The sequence below is a fragment of the Paenibacillus sp. SN-8-1 genome, assembly GCF_050995535.1.
Classification (GTDB): domain Bacteria; phylum Bacillota; class Bacilli; order Paenibacillales; family Paenibacillaceae; genus Fontibacillus.
In genome coordinates this window covers 3,408,582-3,434,476 of record NZ_CP194782.1, presented here as the reverse complement: position 1 = coordinate 3,434,476, position 25,895 = coordinate 3,408,582, and the positions used below count along the sequence as shown (strand labels likewise).

At 45.9% G+C, this 25,895-nt stretch carries 19 protein-coding genes and 1 pseudogene; 12 read left to right on the top strand and 8 right to left on the bottom strand.

Translation table 11 applies throughout. The features are described 5' to 3' along the window. Positions 1–62 precede the first annotated feature (62 nt). Entirely contained in the window at positions 63–533 is a 471-nt protein-coding gene (gene nrdR / locus ACRRNK_RS16775; RefSeq protein WP_433946921.1) for a transcriptional regulator NrdR, read from the top strand. Positions 534–700: 167 nt separating this feature from the next. On the opposite strand, the gene ACRRNK_RS16770 is transcribed toward nrdR, so the two are convergent. Next, positions 701–1,879: a glycoside hydrolase family 130 protein gene (locus ACRRNK_RS16770; RefSeq protein ID WP_433943847.1), complete on the bottom strand. Its 1,179-nt coding sequence runs from the start codon at positions 1,877–1,879 to the stop codon at positions 701–703. Between the two features lie 4 nt (positions 1,880–1,883). Beyond that, positions 1,884–3,053, bottom strand: a complete 1,170-nt coding sequence (locus ACRRNK_RS16765) for an AGE family epimerase/isomerase (protein ID WP_433943846.1) — start codon at positions 3,051–3,053, stop codon at positions 1,884–1,886. Between the two features lie 229 nt (positions 3,054–3,282). Here ACRRNK_RS16765 and ACRRNK_RS16760 point away from each other — a divergent pair, with 229 nt between their 5' ends. Beyond that, positions 3,283–7,593 (top strand): glycosyl hydrolase, encoded by a 4,311-nt coding sequence (locus ACRRNK_RS16760; protein ID WP_433943845.1) that lies wholly within the window; start codon positions 3,283–3,285, stop codon positions 7,591–7,593. 118 nt (positions 7,594–7,711) lie between these two features. Continuing rightward, positions 7,712–7,813: pseudogene (locus ACRRNK_RS16755) on the top strand (IS3 family transposase); the annotation flags it as partial. An 81-nt stretch (positions 7,814–7,894) separates the two neighbouring features. Here ACRRNK_RS16755 and ACRRNK_RS16750 read toward each other — a convergent pair. Then, positions 7,895–8,938 (bottom strand): substrate-binding domain-containing protein, encoded by a 1,044-nt coding sequence (locus ACRRNK_RS16750; RefSeq protein WP_433943844.1) that lies wholly within the window; start codon positions 8,936–8,938, stop codon positions 7,895–7,897. 459 nt (positions 8,939–9,397) lie between these two features. Between ACRRNK_RS16750 and ACRRNK_RS16745 the strand changes: the two genes are divergently transcribed. The 8 genes from ACRRNK_RS16745 (at position 9,398) to ACRRNK_RS16710 (ending at position 17,260) form a co-directional block, all read left to right on the top strand. Then, positions 9,398–10,738 (top strand): ABC transporter substrate-binding protein, encoded by a 1,341-nt coding sequence (locus ACRRNK_RS16745; protein WP_433943843.1) that lies wholly within the window; start codon positions 9,398–9,400, stop codon positions 10,736–10,738. Positions 10,739–10,858: 120 nt separating this feature from the next. Then, the gene (locus tag ACRRNK_RS16740; protein WP_433946920.1) at positions 10,859–11,722 is read left to right on the top strand and encodes a carbohydrate ABC transporter permease; all 864 of its coding nucleotides are present in this window, start codon (positions 10,859–10,861) and stop codon (positions 11,720–11,722) included. A gap of 2 nt (positions 11,723–11,724) precedes the next feature. Continuing rightward, positions 11,725–12,558 (top strand): carbohydrate ABC transporter permease, encoded by an 834-nt coding sequence (locus tag ACRRNK_RS16735; RefSeq protein WP_433943842.1) that lies wholly within the window; start codon positions 11,725–11,727, stop codon positions 12,556–12,558. Between the two features lie 47 nt (positions 12,559–12,605). Continuing rightward, a complete protein-coding gene (locus tag ACRRNK_RS16730; RefSeq protein WP_433943841.1) occupies positions 12,606–13,628 on the top strand; it encodes a glycoside hydrolase family 130 protein in 1,023 nt (340 codons plus the stop codon). 19 nt (positions 13,629–13,647) lie between these two features. Next, on the top strand, positions 13,648–14,571 hold the full coding sequence (locus ACRRNK_RS16725; protein WP_433943840.1) for a glycoside hydrolase family 113: 924 nt from the start codon (positions 13,648–13,650) through the stop codon (positions 14,569–14,571). Positions 14,572–14,640: 69 nt separating this feature from the next. Beyond that, on the top strand, positions 14,641–15,603 hold the full coding sequence (locus ACRRNK_RS16720) for an acetylxylan esterase (protein ID WP_433943839.1): 963 nt from the start codon (positions 14,641–14,643) through the stop codon (positions 15,601–15,603). Between the two features lie 21 nt (positions 15,604–15,624). Beyond that, positions 15,625–16,764, top strand: a complete 1,140-nt coding sequence (locus tag ACRRNK_RS16715) for an SGNH/GDSL hydrolase family protein (RefSeq protein WP_433943838.1) — start codon at positions 15,625–15,627, stop codon at positions 16,762–16,764. Between the two features lie 223 nt (positions 16,765–16,987). Then, positions 16,988–17,260, top strand: a complete 273-nt coding sequence (locus ACRRNK_RS16710) for a hypothetical protein (protein ID WP_433943837.1) — start codon at positions 16,988–16,990, stop codon at positions 17,258–17,260. A 22-nt stretch (positions 17,261–17,282) separates the two neighbouring features. On the opposite strand, the gene ACRRNK_RS16705 is transcribed toward ACRRNK_RS16710, so the two are convergent. The 5 genes from ACRRNK_RS16705 to ACRRNK_RS16685 form a co-directional block, all read right to left on the bottom strand. Next, positions 17,283–18,242, bottom strand: coding sequence for a hypothetical protein (locus ACRRNK_RS16705; RefSeq protein WP_433943836.1), 960 nt, complete (start codon positions 18,240–18,242; stop codon positions 17,283–17,285). Next, positions 18,220–18,816, bottom strand: a complete 597-nt coding sequence (locus ACRRNK_RS16700) for a sigma-70 family RNA polymerase sigma factor (protein WP_433943835.1) — start codon at positions 18,814–18,816, stop codon at positions 18,220–18,222. Before ACRRNK_RS16700 ends, ACRRNK_RS16705 begins: the two co-directional genes overlap by 23 nt. A gap of 328 nt (positions 18,817–19,144) precedes the next feature. Next, positions 19,145–20,791 (bottom strand): diguanylate cyclase domain-containing protein, encoded by a 1,647-nt coding sequence (locus tag ACRRNK_RS16695; protein ID WP_433943834.1) that lies wholly within the window; start codon positions 20,789–20,791, stop codon positions 19,145–19,147. A 211-nt stretch (positions 20,792–21,002) separates the two neighbouring features. Next, positions 21,003–22,526, bottom strand: coding sequence for a sensor histidine kinase (locus ACRRNK_RS16690; RefSeq protein ID WP_433946919.1), 1,524 nt, complete (start codon positions 22,524–22,526; stop codon positions 21,003–21,005). Beyond that, entirely contained in the window at positions 22,526–23,212 is a 687-nt protein-coding gene (locus ACRRNK_RS16685; RefSeq protein WP_433943833.1) for a response regulator transcription factor, read from the bottom strand. Before ACRRNK_RS16685 ends, ACRRNK_RS16690 begins: the two co-directional genes overlap by 1 nt. A 204-nt stretch (positions 23,213–23,416) precedes the next feature. Between ACRRNK_RS16685 and ACRRNK_RS16680 the strand changes: the two genes are divergently transcribed. Continuing rightward, on the top strand, positions 23,417–25,750 hold the full coding sequence (locus ACRRNK_RS16680) for an ArnT family glycosyltransferase (protein WP_433943832.1): 2,334 nt from the start codon (positions 23,417–23,419) through the stop codon (positions 25,748–25,750). Positions 25,751–25,895: the final 145 nt, after the last annotated feature.

The window sequence follows — 25,895 nt, the reverse complement described above, 5'->3', positions numbered from 1 at the left end:
AATCTCATTACTGCAATCAGCATGAATTTTATGGGAATCTTAGAGAAGAAGGAAGTGATGATTTGAAGTGTCCTTATTGCGATTATTTGGGGACGAAGGTGCTGGATTCGAGGCCTGCCAATGATAATCGCTCTATTCGCCGCAGAAGAGAATGCGAGCAGTGCAGCCGGCGCTTCACTACATTCGAGATGGTGGAAGAAACACCGCTGATTGTAGTCAAGAAAGGTGGAAGCCGGGAAGAGTTCAGCAGGGAGAAGATGCTGCGCGGTTTGATTCGTGCTTGTGAGAAGCGTCCTGTCTCTGTCGAGCAGCTTGAGACCATGGTGTCGGAAGTAGAGAGATCACTCCGTCACACGGCAATTGCTGAAGTGGAGAGCCGTTATATTGGTGAGCTTGTGATGGAACAGCTCTATCCTGTGGATGAAGTGGCTTATGTCCGTTTTGCGTCGGTGTACCGGCAGTTCAAAGACATCAATATGTTCATGAAGGAGCTTAAGAGTCTGTTATCCAAGAATACAGTGGTGGACGACTAAGAGATCCTGGAGCCTTTGCCGGTCTGTAATATCAGTCGGAAGCAATAATTAAGTCTTCTGTTGTGTCAAGGAGCTGGATAGATAGGCATGTTTCCAATAAAGGTATAACAAAAAAGCAATTGAAGGGGAAACCCTCAATTGCTTTTTGTTTTGATATTCTAATTAAATTAGTTGTTGCTCAGCAATTCTTCATTGCGCTCAATCAAGCTCTTGCGCTGAAGTGCATTATCCAGGGACCGGTATGGATCCTCAGGTGTATTGAACGTATAGTCAATCAATTTCTCAATCGTTGTTGTAGCGATATGGATACGAGTGTCACTGGATGCATAGTAGATGAACACATCGTTATTCTCGTTCACTACAGCCCCGTTGCAGAAAATTACGTTCGACACATCACCAACACGCTCATCATCGTAAGGAGCAATAAAGTGCCCGCCTGGCTTAGCGATAATCTTCGTTGGATCTTCCAAGCTTGTTGCAAAGGTATACAGGACATAACGTAAGCCCGCAGCTGTATTCCGAACACCGTGAGCAATATGAATCCAGCCTTTGTCTGTCTTGATTGGAGCTGGACCTTGACCGTTCTTCACTTCGTACACCGTATGATATCTGCGCTCATCGATAATATCTTCTTGATCAATTACCGGATTCAGAATGTCATCACACAGCCCGAATGCAATACCACCACCGGAACCTGTGGAGATGAAGCCATCCTGTGGACGAGTGTAGAACGCATATTTACCATTTACAAACTCAGGGTGGAGCACAACATTACGCTGCTGAGGAGACTTAGTCTGGATGTTTGGCAGACGCTCCCAAGTCTTGAGGTCTTGAGTTCTAACAAAGCCGGCCTGGGCTACAGCGCTCGAGGTGTCAAATGGGGCCGCCTCCGGATCTTTGCTCTCAGAGCAGTAAATGCCATAGATCCAACCGTCTTCATGAAGAACCAGACGCATATCGTACATGTTCGTCTCTGCTGCATCGATATCCTCCCATGTCAGCGGAGTATCAATAAAGCGGAAGTTATCAATTCCGTTATCGCTTACAGCCAGAGCGAAGATGGATTTACGGTCAAGGCCTTCAGTTCTGACAACCAGGTAGTATTTACCTTCAAAGTAAATAGCGCCCGGATTGAGTGTAGCGTTGATTCCGAGTCTTTCCATGAAATGGGGATTAGTCTCTGCATTCAGGTCAAATCTCCAATGCACAGGCACATGATGACGGGTAATTACAGGATACTTGTAACGGTCGTATACGCCGTTGTAGAACTCCTCGTTGAGTTCATTTTTGCGTGTGATCAACTGTTCTTGTTTGGCAAGAACCTCTTTATATTTGGGATGTATCATTTTATTAGTTCACCCTTTCCATAATTTCAAGACAGAATCGGCCGTTATGATATGGACATTTCCATGCCCCGTTAATTTCTCTTGGTGTTGGTGTGCCATCCGGCTCGATGGACCAGTACCATTCTCCGCCGTTACGCTTATCAATCAGATTGTTCTTGATATAAGCCCAGAGGTTATCAGCGAGCTCCAGGAATCTTGGATCCTGGGTCCGCTCATAGGCATTGTAGAAGCCGACAATAGCTTCCGCCTGTACCCACCATACACGAGTCTTATCCAGATGATCATGTTCTTGTTCATTCATCATAGAACCGTCTTCTAGCATGGCATGATCCGCGATGTTATAGGCGATATCAATGACCATTTGAATATATTCCTGCTTCTCCAGGTTCAGCGCTCTAAGCGTCTGATCGATCAACCAGCTTGCCTCGATATCATGACCGAAAGATTTAAGATCAATCAGAGAGTTCCACTGCTTATCGAAGAACACGCCCAGATACTTGGTCTTGGCATTGTAGATTTTGGAGTAGAGAATTTCAAGCAAGTTCTCAAGCGCAGCTCTTACTCGGGCATCCGGCCAGGCTTTGAAGAGATTCGTATACGCTTCCAAAACGTGAATATGCGTGTTCATGGTAATGTCGGCGATAACTCCATTTTCACTAAGCATCTCATTTGGAGTTTCGGTCCACTTACGATCGAACTCCTCCTTGTAAGCGTTAATCTCCTTATCGAAGCCAACATCCTCGATCAGAAGGAAGAGCTCCTTGGCAAGCTCAAGTGCTTCCGGATTTTTGGAGGCTTTGTAATATTCGCTGAGAGCATAGATTCCGAACGATTGGGTATACACATGCTTTCTGGTGTCTGTAGGATTCCCTTTATAATCAACCATCCAGTACAATCCGCGGAATTCATGGTCAATAATCTTATCCCGCAGGAATTTATAGGCATGAGTGGCATACGGAAGGTATTTCTCATTTCCCGTGATGACGTAAGCGGAAGAGAACGCCCACAGAATTCTGGATGTGGCTATTCCTCCTTTGTCTGCCTCCTCATTACTTTGAAGTTCGTAATTCACTTCGCCATAGAATCCTCCATGGGATTCATCGATACAAGCCGACCAGAAGGGCAGGATGTGTTCGTGCAATTCCAGGGACACTTCGTTTTTTAATTTTTGCAAAAGAAATCACACCTCCTGAAGTAAAGTAAACGATAACTTTATAACTTAATTTTAATTGCCTAAAAACTTTATGTCAATTCATATTAAAACCATAAAAGAAGGTTATTTTACGGAAAATATGAAAAAATGACTAAATTTTAATTCCGTTATTGACTAGTAAGCGCTATCAATATAAAATCTTCGTAAGTTTACCGTTAACTTAATGGAAAGTAATGAAAGGGGTATGCTCGTGAAGAAAGGGAAAGTTTTATCCGCATCAACCGTAGCGCTGCTTGTTGTCTCTATGCTATCAGCCTCCGGATCAGCTTATGCCGATTCAGGTAATGGATCTGCAGTAACATCAGTATCCAGTGCGCACTGGGCTAACGCGAGTATTGAGAAGTGGAAATCGAATGATCTAATTCGTGGTTATGAAGATGGGGCCTTCCATCCGGATCAGCCAATTACCAGAGCTGAGTTTGCGACCATCCTTAACAAGGTATTTGGTTATTATGAGAAGTCAGGCGCTTCGTTCTCGGATGTCTCCGCAGACGCGTGGTACTCGGATGCGCTTGCTATTGCGAAGAAGGCCGGGTATTACCAGGGCTTTGAGAACAACCAGGCCCGTGCGAATACAAAAATTACACGTGAAGATGCTGTGACCCTGCTGGCAAGAGCGTTTGTACTTAAGGGTAATAATTCGGCAGCTTTTAAAGACCAGCAAGACATTACTGCATATGCCAAGGAAGCAGTGAATGCTTTGATTCCATTTGTAAGCGGTTACCCGGATGGATCATTTAAGCCTCATGCTCCAATCACCCGAGCTGAAGTAGTTACGCTGATTGACAAGCTAGTGGCAGGCTACTATGCAGCTCCAGGGACCGTTCAAGGCGGCAATATTCAAGGAAATGTGGTTATTAACCACGAGGGAGTAACCTTGAAGGATACTACGATTACCGGGAATTTGTATCTATCCTCCGGAATCGCCGATGGCGAAGTAACATTGGATAATGTAACCGTGAAGGGAACGACCTTTGTAGCCGGCGGTGGAGATCATACAATTATTGTACATAACTCTACGCTGGGTAATGTGGATGTGAATCGTAAAGAAGGCAGCGTAAGAGTTCTGGCCACAGGCACAACTGCAATCGGTCAATTGGTTGCGAACAGCAAATCCAAGCTGGAGCTCAGATCAGGAACTGCAATTGACCACATTGTGGCTAACCAAGCCCTGAATTTGACTGCGGAAAGCGGGACGACCATCAAGAAGCTTGAAGTTCTAAGCACGGCTTCAGGCACAACGATTGATTCCAAAGGAAACATCGCCACGTCGACCCTTCAGGCTAGTGATGTAGTGGTTAACGGAAAGCCAGCTGTGATTGGCAATTTTAGCATCAATAATGGTCAAGTTGTAACGGGCGGCAGTGGAACAGGAGCCTCCCAGGGCACTGGATCTACAGGTGGAAGCGGCACCACACCGGGAAGCGGTAGCGGGGGGAACAATGGTGGCGGTAATGGACCTGTTCTGAACACAGTGAATTTGGTTGACTCTGAAGCTTCAGACACCACACGTTCCTTGTTCGCCTATTTGTCAGATACACGCGGGAAGCAGGTGCTCTTCGGGCATCAGCATGCTACAGATGTAGGTTTGTCCTTCAAAGAGAGCGCAATCTCGGGAGATGAATCAGATGTCTTGAACTCAGTAGGGGACCTACCGGCCGTGTACGGTTGGGATACGCTGAGCCTGGAAGGGAAAGAGAAGCCGGGTGTTGAAGGCGATCCTGCTAAGAGCCGTGAGAACTTGGCTGCATTGATGAAGAAGGCTCATGATAAGAACGGTATCATTACCCTCAGCTCACATATGCCGAATTTTGTAACAGGCGGAACCTTTAATGATACTGAGGGCAATGTAGTTGAACATATTCTACCGGGCGGAGACAAGAATGCGGAGTTTAATGCTTTTCTGGACCAAGTCGCTGACCTTGCCATCAATCTGAAGGATGATAATGGCAAACTGATTCCAATTATGTTCCGTCCGTTCCATGAGCAGAATGGTAAATGGTTCTGGTGGGGCGCATCGACTACAACTCCAAGTGAATATGTGGAAATTTATAGATACACGGTGGAGTACTTGCGGGATATTAAGCAGGTTCACAACCTACTGTACGTGTACTCTCCAAATGGCACTTTTGGCGGGTCAGAGGCTCAATACCTGGCTACCTACCCAGGAGATGAGTATGTAGACATTTTGGGTATGGACCAGTACGATAATCAGGAGAATCCCGGAAGCAAAGGGTTTTTAGAGGGGCTCGTTAGCGACCTTGCTATGATCTCCAAGCTGGCAGACTCGAAGGGTAAAGTTGCTACATTCTCCGAGTTCGGTTACAGTCCAAGCGGAATGAAAACAACGGGGAATGGAGATCTGAAGTGGTTCACGAAGCTTCTTAATGCGATTAAGAATGATCCAGATGCGAAGCGGATTGCATACATGTTGACATGGGCAAACTTTAATCTAAATGGAAATCTGTTTGTACCTTATAATGATCCTGGCAAGCTGGGCGTTCATGAGCTTCTGGCGGACTTTATCAAATTTTATGAGGATCCTTACACTGCATTCGCCAAGGAAGTCAAAAATATACCAGCGAGATCTGTGAAAGTTGACACCGAGAAGCCATTCATGCATATTGCATCACCTGTTAACGGCTCTACGGTGAGATCGGCTACAACGAAAATCCGGGCAAGAGTGCTGAATGAGAAGCCGTCAAAGGTCACTTACACAGTGGCGGGATCAACTACTGAAATTCCAATGGTATGGGACAGTGCGGAAAGCTATTATACTGCAGATTGGACACCGGATACATCATTAAATGGCAAATCAACGACATTCTCTGTACATGTATATGATGCAAATGGGAATCTGCAGTCTGAACTTAATCAAACGAATAAGGTCTATGTTAAGGTTGAGGAAACTCTATTGAAGAAGTACACTTTTGATACAAGTAACGATGGGTTTGAGAGCAATGGGACTTGGTCTGCTAGCGGTGGATTAACATTAGAGACCAAAGCAAGCGATTTTAACAATAGTGGAGCGTTACAATTGGATGTGGATGGTCTAAAACAAGCGGATACGTGGCAGGAGCTGAAGTTGAAACTCACGGACCTTGATAGCACTATACCACCTGTGGTAGAACGCGTGAAGTTCAATGCCTACATCCCCGTAAGCATTGGAACTGACAACGCAAGTATTCGGGCTCTCGTGCAGTTGCAGTTGCCGCCTGAAGCTGAAGATGAGAAATTTGGTATGAATAGCACAGAGAAGAAACTCTCAGAGCTCAAAAAAATTACTGTATCCCAAAAAGAGTACTATGTGTACCCAGTTACTATTGACATTAACAATCCTGAACTATCCGCGCAAGCGACAGGACTTGCGTTCTCCTTAGTCGGTAGCGGGCTTAGCGGATCTGGCTCCATCTATGTGGATGACTTTGGACTTTACAGTGTATATCAGGAACCAGTCACAGATCCAGCAGTTGTGGATGATTTTGAAGGATACAGCGATTCTCAAGAAGCAGCCAACAAGTATAGTTCGCAAGGGGATGGTGCGAAGGTAGCTCTGGATGAGGATAACAAACAAAGTGGCAAGTACGGCATAGCTTATACTTACACACTTGCCTCCCAAGGATATGCCGGGGTATCTAATTCATTTAAGAAAAGTGTGGATTGGTCGGGATTTAATCAGCTGCAGGCATGGGTAAAACCGGATGGCGAAGGGCAGAAGCTGGTTATCCAGATCACTGCAGGTGGCAAGAATTATGAGTATTACCCGAAAACCACGGATACCAACGCTCGATTGGAAAAAATGAACTTTGCTGACTTTACTCCTGTGCATGGTGCTTCAGGACCATTGACCAAAGAGCTCTTGAAGAAGGTGAGCTCGTTCTCGATTTATACGAATTCGGTTAGTCCATATAACGGAACAAAAACTACAAATACCATGTATTTTGATGACATTAAGGCAGTAAATGATCCAAATGTTGCCGCATTACCAGAGGGAGACAGTGGATCAGGCAGTAGTGGTCATGCTCCAGGAATTCTGTATGATTTCGAAACAGATACCCAGGGATGGACTATTGATCAGAATAATGCTAGCGCAGGAACCTTAACGGTGACCTCCGATGTGTATGCTCATGGGGAGAAGGCGCTTCAATCAACGTTCAACCTTGGCGGAACGTCATTTGAGCTTAAGAATGAAACGGCTCTCGACTTGACAGGCCTTAAAGCCAGTACCGTTAAAGTGAAGCTATCTGCCGGCACGGCCAAGGCGCGCCTGTATATAAAGACAGGAAGTGGCTGGAAATGGTTCGATAGTGGAATGGTGAATGTAGATGCTTCCGACTTTGCCACGATAACGCTGCCTCTCGATACGGTGACGGATCTGAATCAGATTCAATCCATGGGTCTGAAGTTTGAGTCCTTTACCGGTACGGGAGAATCAACCGTCTATGTAGACGAGGTTAACCTTGTTGGTGCTACTGCTAGCACAACAGAACCTACAAATTGACGAATCATAGTAATAAGACCAATAGGAGCTGTCCCCGAAGTAGTTATTCTACTTACGGGAGACAGCTCCTTCTTCAATATAACTTGTATTACATACCTAAAGAGCCCTTGAAGAGCTCCAGATAGTTATTGATGGCTATATTCACTTTTACAATAACGATTGGTTACAGATAAGACTAAACGGCCTTGGTCCCATTGAATTCAGGATCAAGGCCGTTTAAAACTCTCTTGTAATTTATACTGTCTACTTAAAACGGGGCTCTCTCCCAGGTAGAACACCTGCGGAGAGAGCCCCTCATTATTTATACGACGACCGATTGTGCCTTCTCGCCGTGATTCTCGTTCAGTGAGCTGACCGAATCACGGTACACAATCTTGCCTTGAACAAGTACGCGTCCAAAGCGTTTGTTGGGTTGGTTAACCTTTTGCATAATCGAATTCACCGAAGTGGTCGCCATTTGTTCGATATCCACTTCAACCGTAGTCAAAGGAGGAGACGTTAATGTAGCATAAATATCATTATCGAATCCGACTACGGAACAGTCTGTTGGAACATTGTATCCCAGCGACTTCAGTTTATCGGTTAGCAGAAATGCAACTTGGTCGCAGTTACAGACAAATGCTGAAGGGAGCGGGTTTGGAATCTCGATGTCAATGTATTTCCCTCGTTTATCCCGGTCATTGATGATGTAGTTGTTATTTAACGGAATGTCATGCTCAAGCAAGGACTTATAGTATCCCAGGAAGCGGTCTTGAATACTGCTTGTGGAATGAAGGTTGCCGACATAAGCAATATCCCGGTGTCCATTACGGATGAGGTAATTCGTTATTTCGTACGAGCCATAGAAGTTATCCGTAATGACGGAGTCAATGTCCGCATGTTCGTCATAGAAGTCAGTGAAGATCTTAGGCAGATCCATGCTTTCGATAACTTCAATGTACTCCTTGCTGATCTGACCAATAACGATGATGCCATCAACCTTCTTCTCGGAATAAATTCTCGGTAGATTAAGCTGTTCTTCGTCTTCGCTGTTGAGTATGTTAAGAATGCCGTAGTAGCCGTAACTGTCCAGCAGACTGGATATGTGCTGATATATTCTCAAGTAAAACGATTGGGCGAGCCCGGTGAACCGCTCAGGAATGATGACACCAATATTGTAAGAGCGACCCTCTTTCATCGACTTAGCTGCTGTATTGTACCGATAGTTCATTTCAGCCGCAACCTGCTTAATCTTAGCCTTTAATTCATCACTTACCCCTTCTTTATCGCCTAGAGCCTTGGAGACTGTAACACTGCTTACTCCGAGTTTCGTGGCTATATCCCGCATAGTAACATTGTTCTTCATCCGATCACCACCTATCACTCCTGCGCTCAATTTCCAAAATCATCTAAATGTTACTCTTTAGTATACTAGCTAACTTGCCATTTATAAAGATCAAATCGTGCATCTTTATATAGTATTATTCCAGATTTACAAAGGATTTAGCCTAACTGTAAATTAAGTTACTTAACAGTGTTTACCGTTAACTTATATTATTATTTTAATAATCCTTAAATCCTTTGTCAATGAAAGAGGAAAGAATAAAATTAAGTAACTTTTGACATACTAATAAACACACAAAAGATGGAAAATACAGATTCGTGAATCCCGAAAAACCTTGTTATATAAGGGGTTTTTTGAATGATTAAAAAAACCTAACAAAAAACCTAAAAAAATGGATTGACGAGAAAGCGGTATCATTGTAAGATCGAGTTGTAACTTAAACGATAACTTTATAATGGTTAAGGAAAGGGGTTTCATAAAATGAAAAGACGTAAAATGCTGTTAGGACTTATGTCGGCTCTCCTGGTTTTCGCAATGGTAGGTTGTGGATCCACTAAAACTGAGGACGCTGGTAAAACCAACACCGAATCAACAGGAACTACTGCAACAGGTAAAGACCTCAAAGGAGACATTACAGTAATCACGCAAAAAACAGATATCGTGGATACTGTATTCAAGGACTACGCTAAGAAATTTAACGAAGAGTATCCGAACATCAATGTTAAATTCCAAGGGCTGTCTGATTATGAAGGTCAAATTAAAGTTCGTATGAACTCTTCCGACTACGGTGATGTGCTTCTGCTGCCAACCAGTGTTCCACTGGCTGACCTGCCACAATTCTTCGAGCCGCTTGGTAACTTCGAGGATATGAAGAAGCAATATAACGGTCTTGAAGAAAGAACAGTAGACGGTAAAGTATACGGAATTCCAACAGCAATTAACTATTCCGGTCTTGTATACAACAAGAAAGTATTCGCAGATGCGGGCGTGACAGAGGTTCCAAAAACTCCTGATCAATTCCTGGCAGCTCTCCAGAAGATTAAAGACAAAGGCGCTGCGGTTCCACTCTACACAAACTATGCGGCTGGCTGGACTTTGACTCAATGGGAAGCAGATCTGACAACTGTTGCTGGTAACGTTGACTATGTTAACGTGACTCAACCAAACACTGACGACAACTTTGTTAAAGGTCAGCCACACTATGAGCTTTACAAATTAATGTATGATGTGGCTCAAAAAGGTTTGATCGAGAAAGACCCTACAACAACAGATTGGGAAAGCTCTAAAGCAGATTTGGCTAACGGCAAAATTGGTACCATGGTTCTCGGATCTTGGGCTGTTGGACAAGTGAAGGGCTTGAGTAAAACCCCTGATGATATCGGATTCATGCCTTTCCCAACCAATGCGGATAAAGTTATTGTTCCACTTTCAGATGACTATACCATTGGTGTTAGCTCCAAGAGCAGCAATAAGGAAGCGGCTAAAGCATGGGTCGACTGGTTCATTAACAAATCTGGTTATCCAACAACTGAAGGTGCGGGTGGCGGTATGAGCCCTGCTGTTGGTGCTGAACTTCCTGCAGTTCTCAAACAATATGAAGGCACAGGTATTGAATTCAAGTTCCAAACTCCAGCTAAAGCAGGTCAAGAAGGTCTTGTAGACAAGATCGACAAAGACTCTGAAATTGGTCTCTGGCAGCCTGACTTCAAGAAACGTATTATTGAAGCCGCTATCGGTAACAAGAAAGAATCTTATGATGACATCATGAAAGATCTGAATGATAAATGGAAAGCATCACGTGCATCTGTTGCTAGCGAATAAGAAGAATCAGAAGAAATAGCTTCTCATGAGGAGATGAGGAAAACGAGCCGCGTGTTCGTTTTCCTTCTCTATCTTGTAGGGAGGCAGGGACTATTGGAGGTGTGAGTGGTGTTCAAAAATATGAGCTATAACAATCAGAGAAAAATAATCATTATAGCCTTCTCCCTGATACCGGTTGTTTTACTATTCACTTTTGCATATTTGCCGGTTATCAACATGTTTAAATACAGCTTTACGAACTGGAATGGATATAGCGACCACTATAAATGGGTCGGCTTCAAGAATTACAAAACTATTTTCACGGATCCAAAATATTTCACCGTATTTAAAGTCAGCTTGTACTATTTCGTAGCCACATTTGTTCAAATGGGTCTGGCATTATATTTCGCCACCATACTAAGTTTCAAAGTACGTGCCAAGAACTTTTTCAAGGGCGTTCTGTTCTTCCCTTCCTTACTTAATGGTGTTGCCATCGGATTTATCTTCCTTTTCTTCTTCAAACCGGATGGAACGCTGGATACGATCCTGAAGTTCCTGGGTCTTAGCAGTCTTTCACAAGGGTGGCTCCTTAACCCGAATATTATTAATATCTCACTTGCTGGAGCGTCTATCTGGAGATATATGGGCTTTAACTTTATTATCTTCCTCGGGGCGATCTCTTCGGTAGGTAAAGATGTATATGAAGCGTCCGATATCGATGGAGCGAATAAATGGCATCAATTCCGCCATATCATCATTCCAAGCATCAAACGTATCGTTCAGCTTAACCTAATTCTCGGCATTAGCGGTGCGATCAGCGCCTTCGATATTCCATACATTATGACAGGCGGTTCCAACGGAAGTAATACGTTCGTAATCCAGACTGTCGACGTAGCATTTAAATACAGTAAGCTTGGACTCGCATCCGCGATGGCTGTCGTATTGCTCTTTATCGTGGTTATTGTAACAGTGATTCAGAACATGCTGTCCAAGAAGGAGGATTAAATATGTATAAACTCAAATATACGGCTGCAGGCATATTTAAATACCTCTCATTGATCTTGGCTGCTTTTGTAGTTCTTATTCCGATCGTTGTGGTTCTGTTCGCTTCTCTAAAGACAGGGCAGGAATACGCGAATTCGAGTCCGCTCCAGCCTCCAACTAACTGGTTTAACTTTGCTAACTACAAGAAAGCGTTCATTGACGGTAAGATGCTGCTCGGTTTCGCGAATACCGTATTCATCGTAATCTTATCCATTGTGGGTGCCACACTCATTGGATCGATGATCGCTTTCATATTAAGTCGGTTCAAGTTCCGCGGAAGCAAGCTGCTTATGGGTGCTTTCCTGCTTGCAACCTTGATTCCAAGCGTAACTACACAAGTAGCTACGTTCAAGATTATTGACTTCTTGCACTTGGTTGATACACGATTTGCCCCAATTCTTCTCTATTTGGGTACAGATATTATCGCGGTGTACATCTTCTTGCAATTCCTGGATTCCATTTCGGAATCACTGGATGAATCAGCGATGCTTGATGGAGCGTCATACTTCACGATTTTCTTCAGAATCATCCTGCCGCTTCTGGCCCCTGCTATTGTGACGGTCATTATCGTCAAAGGGGTTAACATTTACAACGACTTTTATACTCCGTTCCTCTACATGCCGAGCCAGGAGTTACAGGTTATTTCAACCGCACTCTTTAAGTTCAAGGGTCCTTATGGATCGCAATGGGAAGTCATCTGTGCGGCTATCATTATTTCGATCATTCCGATTACAATTGCATTTGTTTCCTTGCAAAAATACATTTATAACGGTTTTGCTCAAGGTTCAGTTAAGTAATCGGCAGCACTTATAAAATATATAGATAAACTGGAGGAGTAATAAAAATGGGACAATATCAGATCATTGGAGAGAACCTTAATAAAATGCCTTGGCAGGACAAACCGGAAGGCAGCGTTGGTCCTGTATGGCGTCATTCAGATAACCCGGTTGTGAAAAGAAATCCGGCAAAAGGTATTGCCCGTATCTTCAATAGTGCGGTTGTGGCTTATGGAGACGGCTTTATCGGTGTATTTAGAGCTGAGACGATTAATGGACGCCCGCATCTTCATATGGGTACTAGTGAAGACGGACTTAACTGGACAATTGATGAGAAACGGATTGAATTCGTGAACGAGCAGGGAGAACCTTACCAGCCGCGTTATGCTTATGATCCACGCCTCGTGAAAGTAGAAGATTCTTATTACATTATCTGGTGTACCGATTTCTATGGTGCTGCCATTGGTGTAGCGAAGACTGATGATTTCAAAACTTTTGTACGTCTGGAGAACCCATTCCTTCCATTTAACCGTAATGGTGTTCTGTTCCCAAGAAAAATTAACGGTAACTTCGTGATGCTATCCCGTCCAAGTGATAGCGGTCATACTCCGTTTGGTGATGTGTTCCTGAGCGAAAGCCCTGACTTTGTATACTGGGGCAAACACCGCCATGTAATGTCCAAAGGTGGAGATGGCTGGTGGCAATCCGTTAAAATCGGCGGTGGTCCGGCACCAATTGAGACTTCCGAAGGCTGGCTGATGTTCTATCACGGCGTAACCGGAACTTGTAACGGGCTTGTATACAGTATGGGTGCTGTCATTCTCGATAAGGATGAGCCATCCAAAGTGAAATACCGTTCCAGCACTTACGTGCTTACTCCAGAAGAATGGTACGAAGAGAGAGGCTTTGTGGATAACGTAGTATTCCCTTGCGCAACTCTTCATGACGCTGCTACAGGCAGAATCGCAATCTACTATGGTGCAGCAGATACTTACGTTGGCGTTGCTTATACAACCGTAGATGAAATTATCAACTATGTAATAGAAACGAATGAAATGGTAGGAGACGATCACGAAATCGGAATCATGTAAGCAAGGAGCGCTGCCAGAAATGGATTACATCAAAGGATTTACTTACGGCTGGATGGCACGCAAAGGGGATTTCCTGAAGCCAGAGGCCAAGGAGTCGCTTAGACTTCTTCAAGAGAGAACGGGCACGACACATGTTATTTTTGCATTGGCTGCACTTCAGGATACACCGCAATCTACGAGCATTGATTATAAGGGTAAGCATATCGTAGACGATGAAGAGCTTATCGATATGATTCAGTATGCTAGATCCTTAGGGTTTAAGACCATTCTTAAGCCAACGGTGAATGTAAAAGATGGCACATGGAGAGCGCATATCAACTTCTTCGATCTGGATGTTCCTTGTGAGCCGAAATGGCGCGACTGGTTCGCAAGCTACATGGAATACCAGGAGCATTATGCGGCTATTGCACAGGCTACTGGCTGCGAAATGTACATTGCTGGCTGTGAAATGGTACAGACGGAACGGCGTGCGGACGAATGGCGTCAGTGTATTGCGAAGATCCGCAAACATTATCACGGACCTGTCACTTATAATACAGATAAGTATCAGGAAGGTAATGTGAGCTGGTGGGATGCGGTAGATATCATATCTTCCAGTGGTTATTATCCACTTGGAGATTGGGATAATCAGCTTGATCGGATCGAGAAGATTATTGAGCCATTCAATAAGCCTTTCTTTTTTGCAGAAGCTGGCTGCCCAAGCCGAACAGGTTCTTCCCAGATTCCGAACGACTGGGGTCTTGAGGGAGATGTGAATCTGAAGGAGCAGGCGGACTTTTATACAGATATGTTCGACAAAACCAGCCGCAGATCTTGGGTGCGCGGGTTCGGTCTTTGGGATTGGAGTCATCTGCTGCATGAGGAACAGGACGCTGTGAACAATGACGATTATAGCGTCTATGGCAAGCCTGCCGAGAAGATCATTAAGGAATTCTATATATAATGAATCTTTAACAAGGTTGATCAAGACAGCCCGTCCTAGACGGGCTGTTTATGCATAGGAGGAATGGTTATGGCTTTTGAAATGTCAATTGAAGATTTGAAGTCTTATATGGGCAGAAGTCCAAGACCGGATGATTTTGATCAGTATTGGGAACGTGCCTTGAAGGAGTTGGAGGAGCAGGGTACAGATTACGAGCTTGTGCCTGCGGAGTTCCAGACCGAGCTTGCGGAGTGCTTTCATCTCTATTTCACTGGCGTAGGCGGGGCAAGAGTGCACTGCAAGATGGCCAGACCAAGACAGCATGAGGGCCGAAAGGGTCCTGGATTTGCTATTTTCCACGGCTATTCCAGTGATAGTGGCGACTGGTTAGAGAAGGCTGCTTATGCTGCGCACGGCTTTACAGTTCTGGCACTCGATTGCCGGGGACAGGGTGGCCTGTCCGAAGATAATCTGAATGTGAAAGGAACCACGATCCGGGGCCATGTCATTCGCGGACTGGATGATCCAAATCCGGATAATCTCTATTACCGGAACGTGTTCCTAGATACTGTGCAGACGGTTAGAATTCTGATGAGCATGGACCAGGTGGATCCTGAGCGCATCGGCGTATACGGCCAATCCCAAGGCGGGGCACTCGCTGTCGCTTGTGCTGCACTTGAGCCTCGGGTGAAGTCTCTTGTCCCGGTGCATCCCTTCTTATCTGACTATAAGAGAGCATGGGAGACGAATATTACAAGCAGCGCTTATGAAGAGCTGGTCTATTATTTCCGCATGTTCGATCCGAACCATAAGCGGGAGGACGAGGTGTTCAATCGACTCGGCTATATCGACATTCAGAATCTGGCTGACCGGATCAAGGCTAAAGTGCTCTGGATTACCGGGCTTAGCGATCCTATTTGCCCTCCTTCTACCCAGTTCGCAGCGTATAACAAGATTCAGTCGGAGAAGGACGTACTGCTGTACCATGAATATGGGCATGAGTATCTTCCTTACCTATCCGATCGATTATTTCAAGTAATGTCTGAGCTATAACAGGAAGAGAGGGTATCTTTCATGACACAGATTTGGAATCACCGTAAAGGACTTGCGCGAACCTTGCAACGGATCAGCGAAGGCACGCTCACGCTTGGTTTTATTGGAGGCTCTATCACGGATGCGCGGCCTCGTCATAACTGGCCGGAACCGGTTATCGCCTGGTTCGCGGAAGTATTTCCGCAGGTTACCCTAAAGGTGGAGAATGCAGCTATTGGAGCTACGGGCAGTGATCTGGCTGTGTTCCGTGCACAGCGGGACTTGATTGACCGGGGCGCAGATCTCGTATTCGTGGAATACGCGGTGAACGATTACGATGAGTCTCAGGAGAAGCGCGGCCGGACGCGTGAGGGATTGATCCGCCAGCTGCTGGCAGGGGAAGGCCGGGATGTCGTGCTCACCTATACCTACATCCAGGACATGTACGAAGCTATGATGAACGGGAAGGTGCCGGATTCCATTGCTCAGCTTGAACAGCTCGGTGAACATTATGGTCTGGGCTCTGTCTGGATGGGGAGATATGCACTGGATGAAGTGCAGAAGGGCCGGATGAGATGGCAGGAATGGCTCCCGGATGGCCTGCATCCAACTGAGCGCGGTAGCTTAAGCTATGCCCATAGTGTAATTAAGTTCCTCGAACAGGAATTGGTGGTTCAGCAGGGTGAGGGTGGAGCTGAACCCGAAGCTAAGCTTGGATCAGAAGCTGGATCAAACCAAGAATTCATCGGATTGAGTCGCCCTGATCCGCTGTATCCGAACAATTGGGAACGGGTAGAACATGTTCCCTTTGAGAATATGAAGCGGCAGGGACCTTGGGTTATCCGCAGATGGGTGAATCTGGAGTGGATTGACCGGGTGCTGGAGACCGCTGCAGTTGGCGCCAAGCTGTCATTCAACTTTGAAGGGCGCGGCCTCGCACTTGGCTTTGACTTCGGTAAAGCCTCCTCGGAATTCAGGTATCGTCTGGATGGGGGAGAGTGGAAGATAACTTCCCGTGACCGACCTTCCTGGGTCGGGAGTGAAGGATGGTTCCGGTTATTGGTGATCGCAGATGATCTTGCAGAGGGTTCTCATGATATTGAGATTGAAGTCATTCACGGCAGCTCGGAATCCTGTACAGGTACTGACTTCCGTCTTGCCTTTGCAGGTGTAATTAGATAAAACAGCAAAGCGCGCCTGAACATGGAATCCCCTTCGAGTAGACAAGAGAAAAAGACATCTTGGTAAGATGGATTTTATCTTGTTGAACGAAGGGGATTTTTTTATGACTAAAATTAATAACCTTGGACTATTTCTGCTCATTAGTTCATAAGTGTGATCAGGTGTTAGGAATAGTAAAATTTTGGTTAAGGTCAGCTTAGATAAGGTATGAAGGAGAGTGCTAATGAAAAAATTCAAGCTGTTCCTTACTATTTTAGCGGCAGTTGCTGCAATACTGGCTGTTTACTTTTTTATATACCCTATACGGCTATATGAATCAGAGATGCTTCCCGGCTTCATGATCATTCTTGTTGGAGTAATACTCAGTCTATTAGGTCCATTTCAGTTAAGGAAAGAATCAAAGGTATATCTTATGATTGCATGGTCAAATTTCCTGATATTCTTGTTCTATATCTTTTCATCGACCAACCTAGCAACTATATTTTTTGGCCCTTAAGCAGGCAACCGCTTTTACATATTTATAGATTCTGAGCCGCTTGAATTAATTGTTGTTTTGTTACAGATGGAGAGTCTGTTCCGACTTGATAAATGAGGGTCTGATCTCCTTTTTCTTCAATCCACATGATGTTCTGATAGATATTACTGGCACCGTACAAAGATTGTTTGTCCAAGGTGTAGTGCGCTTGATGCCCCTGAATGTTCAGGTCTTCATACACCGATGAGGGAGAGGTGATCCCTTCCATCATAACTTTCTCATTTGGAATCTGCAGAGTATAGTAGATCGTCTGCTGTTCTTCATTACGATATAATGAAGTATAAAAATTAAAGACTGGCTTCGATTTTGCCGTTGTTTTACGCCATATCACATCTTGTCCCGTCTTTTTGCTCTCGGCTTTCATATCATCCAGAAGCTTAAAAGCAGCACTATCGATAAAAGCCCCATAAGCAGGGGACTCCATTCCCTGGGTGAATTTGAACGTCTCAAGTAGAGACTCTGGGATGTGTTCTGTAGGATTATGTTGAGTGACTGTCCTGCTCCAGCTGTCCAGATTCTTCACGACTTCCGGATTCGAGACAGATTGAAATGCATAACTGTTCATTCCCAGCTCTGCAAAGTATAGAACGGCTATCTCTCCCTTTTTTAAATTTGCTTTCACTTCACTTAGTGAATGGCGCATTTTTTCCAAAAGGCTACTTTCCAATGTTATTTCCTCATTCGCTGTAAAATTAACTTTTACATCCCCTTGTTCCTCTTGGAATAGAAGTTTTCCACCTACAAAAGCGAAGCCGCATAATAGAACAAACAATAAACCGATCACTGCTATATTGGGTAATTTTCTTAATCTCTTCATTTGTTTCTTCTCCTTTTTTTCCGTTAGGCACTCCCTGTATACCGCCATGATTCTAGAATCCAAAGTAGGAGAAGGAACGATATTCTTTGAGTTCTGTTGAAACTCATTTTTGAGCTGATTTTCCATGGACATATCTATTCATCTCCTTTTTCTGATCCTGGATTTTGAAGTGTTTGCGCATGTGTTTGAGGGCATGGTGATGTCTGGATTTTACAGTGCCTAATGGAACTTTTAGTAGTGCGGATATTTCCCCCAGAGAACAATCTTGATAGTATCTAAGGACAATTACTTCTTTAAGCTTTAGCGGTAATGACTCCAATATTGGGAGCAACTCCATGCGGCTATACAAGACTGTCGTCCGTCGTTCTGAGTCCCTATCGGTCATGTCGAAAGTTATGGATTTTATCTTTTCCATAATGCGAAACCGGAACCAACTTTTTCGCTGCCAATTCCGTACCTGCCGGATAATTAAGCCATTAAACCATGATCTGAATTTTTGATCCTGTTGATAATTGTCCAGACTTTTTAGAAGTTCCATATACACCTCACTCATCAGATCTCCTACATCCTGTTTGTCTGGAGCAAGGTAGTAAATTAATCTGTAAGCATGGTCTTTTGTTAATTCATAGATTATCTGAAATGCTTCTTCATCCCCTTGACTCATCCGGATAAGCCAAGGGTGTATCTCTATGTCCTCCATCGGGCCGGCCTCCAATCGGGTGTTACAATAGATATTGGTAACTTTCCTTCAAAAGGTTCAATTTTAAATATAAAAATTTCGAAAGTAAATGAACTGATTTTACAATTTTAATCTGTTCTTCAGATTTATATAAGGTTCATTTAAGTTAAGGGATGTATATTTAGGACATCCCTCTTCTTCGCCTTAAATATAGAGGACAGGCCCGTCTCCCAACAGTCCTGTCCAAAGTGACGAATGGCATGTCATCCACATTGGGATGACATGCACAAGAACACCCTGCCTCATTATCCGGCAGGGTGTTCTTCGTTGTTCGGGTTATGATTTTTGCTTAAGAAATCTTTTCCATAGTGCTCGAAATAAAAGTTGTGCAGTTCTTGCCTGCCCCCTTGGACAGATACAGTGCCTCATCAGCCTGATTAAGAACTTCCACAGGATCTGTACTGTCTACCGGGTACAGGGCGCCCCCTATGCTGCAGCCGAGGTTAACTGTCTGACCGTCAATTTGAAAAGGCTCATTGATGGATGTGATAATTCGGTTAGCGACAGCTTTAGCTTCAATCATCGGTTTCTGTATAGAGGTACATAAGACAATGACAAATTCATCCCCGCCCATCCGGCAGACCAGCTCGTCTTCCCGGACAATGTCCTTCAGGCGCTTGGCGACTTTCTGAAGCAGGATGTCACCGGCCTGATGCCCCAGCGTGTCATTAATGGCTTTGAAGCCGTCCAGGTCCATATATAGGATGGTTAGGGTAGAGGATTTCCCGGTAACTTCACGAAGTGCTTGTGACAGGTAGTCGCTGAGCGCGGCCCGGTTCGGCAGTCCTGTCAGCTTGTCGTGCATGGCAAGTACAGACATCTCTCCGAGTTTGTCCTCGGTATGAGTTAGATCCGCTACCAGATTTCGCAAGGAGGAAGACAACACCTCGATATCACGGATACGCTTATACTGAGGAATTTCAGCAGGTTCACCCTTGCGCAGCCGATCGGCAGCCTTGGCAATCAGGTCCAGAGGCCTTGCAATCCAGCCAGCAATCAACCATCCAAGGATGGCGAATATGGCAGTCGCTATAATTCCAGTAATTATAATAGTAAGACGCAGATGATTCGTAGAGGCGAATGCGACCTCTACCGGCTGACGAATCAGAATAGACCATCCAAGTCCGGGATAGGATAAGTAACCTTTTCCATAGGCATAACCGGTCAAATAGGACTTGCCGTCTGCGTACTGATCGATCTGCCAATGATTTTGTCCAGACTGTGCCTTGGTAAGGATATCTGATTTGAGCGGTTGTCCGAGCATGTTCTCTGGACCTAAAATTACGGTGTTATCTTTTTTGCTGACTACGATAATGCTCAGTTCGTTCAGGCGGTTCTTCAGGGGCGAAAGGATAGACTTTTCCACTTCTCTTGACCACTCCCAGCTAAGGTGGGCGGCCAATATCCCAACCAGCTTTCCGTCATTGCCATACACCGGAGTGCTAATATCCACAAATTGCAGAGGTTCATTATCCTTGTGAGGAATTAGCCTGGCAAGAAGCTTAGCGTCATGCACATCACCGATAAATGTTTGCTTGAGCGCATTCTTGTACACGGGACGCTCGGCCAGGTTTGCTCCGGTTAGGATTCCATCTGTGGAGGCCAGAACCTTGCCCTTCGGATCGGTGAATCCTGCCCAGGTGAAGACCGGGAAGCTCCTCTTCAATTCATCCAGGAGTCTCCGCATATCACTCGGATCCTTGGCTTCCCGGAAAGTATCAAGCTTGCTTAACATTTGGACTTCGCCAGCCCGTGACCACATGAAATAGTCAAGCTTCTCAGCCATCTGGTAAGAGACCTCAGCTAGAGAAGAACCGATCGTGCTCTCTATTTCCTTGGAGGATTCTCTACCGATAACCAGACTTAGCACGGCCGTTAATACTACAATCAACCCGGAGAGGGCGATCGTGAAAAAAGTACGTAAACGAAAAGACACACTCATTCTCCTAACCCCATCATTTTTTCGTTTTGTCGAATCATGTTGTTTTTGTCGAAATTTATGTATACCTATATATCGGCTGCTTAAAGTCTAAATTTAAGGAGGATAACGTCTGCAGAGAATGGGTTAACGTTAAATAGAAGCAGTACTTCTTAATCAAGACATTGAAAATAACCCCCGCCGGATATTCCGGAGGGGGTCAGCATTTTTATTTAACGATTGGCAGGGTGATTTGAAATGAAGTTCCCTGGCCTGGCTCGCTCTTGGCAGAGATGGTTCCCTTATGGGCCTCAATGATGGACTGGGTAATGGAGAGCCCAAGCCCGGCTCCGCCGGATTTGCGGGTTCTTGAGGATTCGCTCCGGTAGAACCGGTCAAAGATATGAGGGAGATGCTCCGGATTGATACCGCTGCCATTATCCTGAACCGTTAATTGTGCCTGTTCCTTCGAGACATTCAAGGATACAGTAATAACCCCCTGAGTCTCGTGCGTATGCTGCACCGCATTATGAAATAAATTGAGTACAACCTGCTTCATTTTATCGGAATCAGCTGCCGTTATTACGTGGGCAGTGAGGTCAAAACGTACCTTCCGCTGGCCAGCGAGCATTAGCAGCTGAGGCTCCATCTCACGAAGAAGAGCATCGAGCCGAACCTCCGTTAATTGGAGCTGCGGGGCCTGATCCAGCTTCGTGAGCAGGAGGAGATCCTCGACCAGCTTGTTAATGCGTCTGGATTCGCCGTGCATGCTGGTCAGGGCAGCTTGGAGCTTCTGCGGATTGTCAGCGGCCCCGCGAAGCAGGACTTCCAGAAAGCCGTGAATGGAGGTAAGCGGTGTGCGGAGTTCATGAGAGGCGTCCGCAATAAATTGCCTCATCAGTTCTTTGGACTCCCGCTCTGCCTCGAAGGATAGCTCGAGTCTCTCCAACATCCCATTAAAGGAAGTAGACAAGCGATCAATTTCAACTTGACCCTGAGCTGTAGGGAGACGCTCTGCCAGGTTCCCGGCATCCGTCTGCTGGACAACCTCAACCATTCGGGACAGAGGGATAAGCGTTCGGCGAAGCACGGGAATATAGAGGACTAATCCACCAGCCAGAGCCAGAACAGACAGCACCACGAAAATTAACAACTGCTGAAGCAGCTGCTCCTGAAGCGGAGCTGTGCTTGTGCCCATCTGAAGAAGACCCTTGGACCCGCTCGGAGGACCCGCGGGGCTGAATACGATCAGCTGCTCTGCCCCGGATGAATCTTGTGCGATTACGTAATCTTTATGAGTATGGTAAGCCTGGTAACCAGCCATAAGCGCTGTATATTCCGCAGAAGTTAGCTGGGGTGATTTCATCCCGAATTCCCCGGAGACATCGGTAAAGCTCCCATCTGAACCAATTAAGGCTAGGGAAGTCTCCCTGAATACAAAAGGCCGTCCCTCCCGCTCCATACTGGAGCTTGATTCAGGGAGATCCGTCGTCTCTTGGCGATTCTGTTCCTTGTGATCCGGGTCAGGGGACAGCTCGCCTTGTGTATGAAGTAACCCTTTGGGAATCGACATGATCTGGGCCCGTAATCCCTCGGCGCGGCTTTTATATAGGAAGTCTTTCATCAGCCAGTATTGGAGACCGCCGATAAGAATCAGCAGAGCCGCCAAAATGAATAGGGAGCGTACGAGCAGCTGAGAGCGCAGAGAGCCCGGTACTAATCGATTACGGATGAATTTTCGGGCTTTCTTCATCATGGCAGATCAACCCGGTACCCGACGCCGCGGAGCGTCCGGATCAGCTTATGCTCCTTGTCACCCAGCTTCTCGCGCAGTGAACGGATATAGACCTCAACGATATTCTCTTCTCCGCCAAAATCATACCCCCAGACGCGGTCAAGAATCAGCGTCTTGCTTAGCACAATCCCGTAGTTCATGATCATGAATTTGAGCAGCTCATATTCGGTAGGAGATAATTCAAGAACTTTGTCATTGTAGATGATCTCTTTCCTGCGGTCATCAATGCGGAACGGACCTTGCGTAACTTCCCCCAGCAGATCGGGGAACTGATTGCGCAGGCGTGCCTGGATGCGCGCCAGCAGCTCATCGAAGCTGAAGGGTTTTACCATATAATCATCTGCCCCGAGGGTTAATCCCTTAACCCGGTCCTCCACCTCGTCTTTGGCAGTAAGCATAATGATCCCTACATTAGTACCGGAGCCTTTCATTTGCTTAACAACCTCGAAGCCATTCATTTCGGGCATCATTACATCGAGGATAACTACATGCGGCTTGAAGTCAACTGCAAGCTCCACCGCAGCGGCACCATCGGGTGCCGTCTGTACCTCGAATCCCTCATCGCTCAGACCCATTTCAAGAAACTGCAGAATATGCGGCTCATCGTCAACGAGTAATATTTTTATTCCTTTAGTAGGTTTCATATATGTTCTTCCTCTCTCTGAAGCTGTTCTGGCAGGTTCATTTCTAATTCTATTATCGGTTAATTAACTGAAATTTGTCTGAAAGATAACCTGAATTCAGGTGATGAATCCAAACATTCAGCTAACATTCAGCTAGCGCTCAATTTCACTTCAGTTAAGGATGGCACAATTAGTGCAGGTTAATCAAGGGAGTGGATATGGAATATGAGACTTTTAAAGAAAATGTGCACGGATAAGCTTCTGATTCTTATCGTGGTGCTCGCAGCTTTTCTGAATTTGTATGGCATTTGGAATGATCAGTATGCCAACACTTACTACACTACAGCTGTTGCGAGTATGCTTCAGAATTTTCACAACTTCTTCTATGGATCGCTTGACTCAGCAGGCTCGGTGACCGTGGACAAACCTCCGGTTACCTTCTGGATTCAGACGATCAGCGCTTATATCTTCGGTCTTCACGGCTGGAGTGTGATTCTGCCCCAGGCACTTGCCGGAATCGGCTCGGTGCTGCTGATATACTTCCTGGTCAAGCCAACCTTTGGACTGGCATCGGCAAGAATTGCGGCACTCGTTATGGCCTGTATGCCTGTTGCCGTAGCCGTAAGCAGAACCAACAACATTGACAGTATGCTGGTATTTACGCTGCTGCTTGCAGCGTGGCTTCTGTTCCGGGGAATCCGGCGGAACAGTGTCTGGAACCTGCTCGGCGCTTTTGCCATGGTGGGCGTTGGCTTCAATATGAAGATGCTTCAGGCTTATATGGTTCTCCCGGCATTCTACTTATTCTATGTTATTGCGGCTAAAGTCGGCTGGAAGAGAAAAGTGAGTATACTCGCGGGCTGTACCGCGGTCCTCGTTGTGGTATCCCTATCCTGGGCCGTCACCGTCGACTCTATATCTAAAGACAAGCGGCCTTATATCGGAAGCAGTGAGACTAACTCGGTTCTTGAATTAGCCTTTGGTTATAACGGTGTCTCCCGTCTGACGGGGAATCAAGGCGGCATGGGTGGAGGAGTGCGTTCAGGAGACAACTTTAGCGGGGAAAACCCGGGTCAGGCGTTTATGGGAAATAACGGGGGGCCTGCAGGATCGGCTCAAACGGGGACTGTTCAACCGAACGCTGGTCAATCCAACGTAGGTCAATCCAGCGTAGATCAATCCAACGCAGCTCAATCGAGCGCTGCTCAACCGAACACAGATCAATTGAGCGCAAATCCGTCAGCTAACAATGAGACTCCACAAGCTGGTATGAACCAGGAAGACGGCGGCGGTGGATGGAACGGCCAAGGAATGCCGCCTTTTGGGGATAACGGCCGAAATGGCGGGGGTGGAGGAATGGGAAGCATGTTCGGAACGGGAACTCCGGGTCCGCTGCGCCTCTTCCAGACTGAACTCTCAGGTCAGGCCAGCTGGCTGCTTCCGTTCGTATTGTTTGGTTTCATTGCTCTGTTCGCAGGAATTCGCCGTAACAACATTACTCAGAAACATAAAGAAGGCTTGTTCTGGCTGGCATGGCTTGGACCGGTTATGGTCTTCTTCAGCATCGCAGGTTTCTTCCACCATTATTATCTAATCATGCTCGCTGCACCGATTGCGGCACTGGTTGGGGCGGGTTGGACCGCCATGTGGACATCCTATCGCGAACGTACCGGTTGGCAGTCCTGGCTCCTGCCGGCAGCCGTACTAATTACAGCAGCATTTCAATATTACATTGTTCAGGCATTTAACAGCACGATCGGCTCTGGATGGTCTATCGCCATAGCGGCAGCGGGTATTGTGGCTGCAGGACTGCTCGTCTATATCCGCAGCCAGGAGAGATCCTGGAAGCATATCGCGGCGGTAGCCGGATTCCTTGTTCTTCTGATTGGGCCGATGTTCTGGGCATTGACCCCGCTTACTTATGGACTTAACAGCATGATTCCACAGGCTGGCCCTGGAACATCAAGCGGTATGGGGGGAATGGGATTCCCTGGAGGCGCGAATGGACAATTTGGGGACATGACTCCTCCTGGAATGAATTCTGGCAGCAGTTCAACCGGTACCCCCGCAGATGGGAATTCAGCGGATAACACCGTCTCTTCAGGTAATGCCCGCAGATTTAATACAAATGGGGGCGGCAGAGGAATGGGCGAAAGCCAGAAGGTGAATACGAAGCTGCTTGCTTATTTGAAGAAGAACAACACAGGTCAGGAATACTTATTCGCAACGACGAATTATGGCACAGCGGCTCCTTATATGATTGATGAAAAGGAATCTGTCATCATTATGGGCGGATTCTCAGGTTCGGACCCTGTCTATACAACGGCTAAGCTTGAAGCTCTGGTTAAGAGCAACAAAGTGAAATACTTCCTGGTTGGCGGCGGTATGGGCGGCCGTGGTGGAAGTTCAGAGCTTACAACCTGGATTAAGGACCATGGTACTGAAATTCCCTCCAGTGAATGGAACGAATCCGGAAGTACCGCTGAGCAGACGGATTCAAGCATCATGCAGGGCGGACCGGATGGAAATATGACACTTTACGAAGTCACTTTGAAATAAATTGATATATATAAGTTGAATTTAAGAATTACTAATAGGCAAGAGTGTGAAATGATTCCGGAGAAGCGGAGCGTTCGCCTTTGTGATTAGACTTCTACCTTAGAAAATTAATAAAGAAGTCTGAGAACAACAGCGATCGTAGGAA

Bases quoted from the DNA above. Each gene is read 5' to 3' on its own strand.
- ACRRNK_RS16725 (WP_433943840.1), top strand. From the start codon at position 13,648: ATGGATTACATCAAAGGATTTACTTACGGCTGGATGGCACGCAAAGGG.
- ACRRNK_RS16770 (WP_433943847.1), bottom strand. From the start codon at position 1,879: ATGATACATCCCAAATATAAAGAGGTTCTTGCCAAACAAGAACAGTTG.
- ACRRNK_RS16735 (WP_433943842.1), top strand. From the start codon at position 11,725: ATGTATAAACTCAAATATACGGCTGCAGGCATATTTAAATACCTCTCA.
- ACRRNK_RS16730 (WP_433943841.1), top strand. From the start codon at position 12,606: ATGGGACAATATCAGATCATTGGAGAGAACCTTAATAAAATGCCTTGG.
- ACRRNK_RS16685 (WP_433943833.1), bottom strand. From the start codon at position 23,212: ATGAAACCTACTAAAGGAATAAAAATATTACTCGTTGACGATGAGCCG.
- ACRRNK_RS16715 (WP_433943838.1), top strand. From the start codon at position 15,625: ATGACACAGATTTGGAATCACCGTAAAGGACTTGCGCGAACCTTGCAA.
- ACRRNK_RS16700 (WP_433943835.1), bottom strand. From the start codon at position 18,816: ATGGAGGACATAGAGATACACCCTTGGCTTATCCGGATGAGTCAAGGG.
- ACRRNK_RS16710 (WP_433943837.1), top strand. From the start codon at position 16,988: ATGAAAAAATTCAAGCTGTTCCTTACTATTTTAGCGGCAGTTGCTGCA.
- ACRRNK_RS16690 (WP_433946919.1), bottom strand. From the start codon at position 22,526: ATGAAGAAAGCCCGAAAATTCATCCGTAATCGATTAGTACCGGGCTCT.
- ACRRNK_RS16750 (WP_433943844.1), bottom strand. From the start codon at position 8,938: ATGAAGAACAATGTTACTATGCGGGATATAGCCACGAAACTCGGAGTA.
- ACRRNK_RS16745 (WP_433943843.1), top strand. From the start codon at position 9,398: ATGAAAAGACGTAAAATGCTGTTAGGACTTATGTCGGCTCTCCTGGTT.
- ACRRNK_RS16680 (WP_433943832.1), top strand. From the start codon at position 23,417: ATGAGACTTTTAAAGAAAATGTGCACGGATAAGCTTCTGATTCTTATC.
- ACRRNK_RS16740 (WP_433946920.1), top strand. From the start codon at position 10,859: ATGAGCTATAACAATCAGAGAAAAATAATCATTATAGCCTTCTCCCTG.
- ACRRNK_RS16705 (WP_433943836.1), bottom strand. From the start codon at position 18,242: ATGGAAAATCAGCTCAAAAATGAGTTTCAACAGAACTCAAAGAATATC.
- ACRRNK_RS16720 (WP_433943839.1), top strand. From the start codon at position 14,641: ATGGCTTTTGAAATGTCAATTGAAGATTTGAAGTCTTATATGGGCAGA.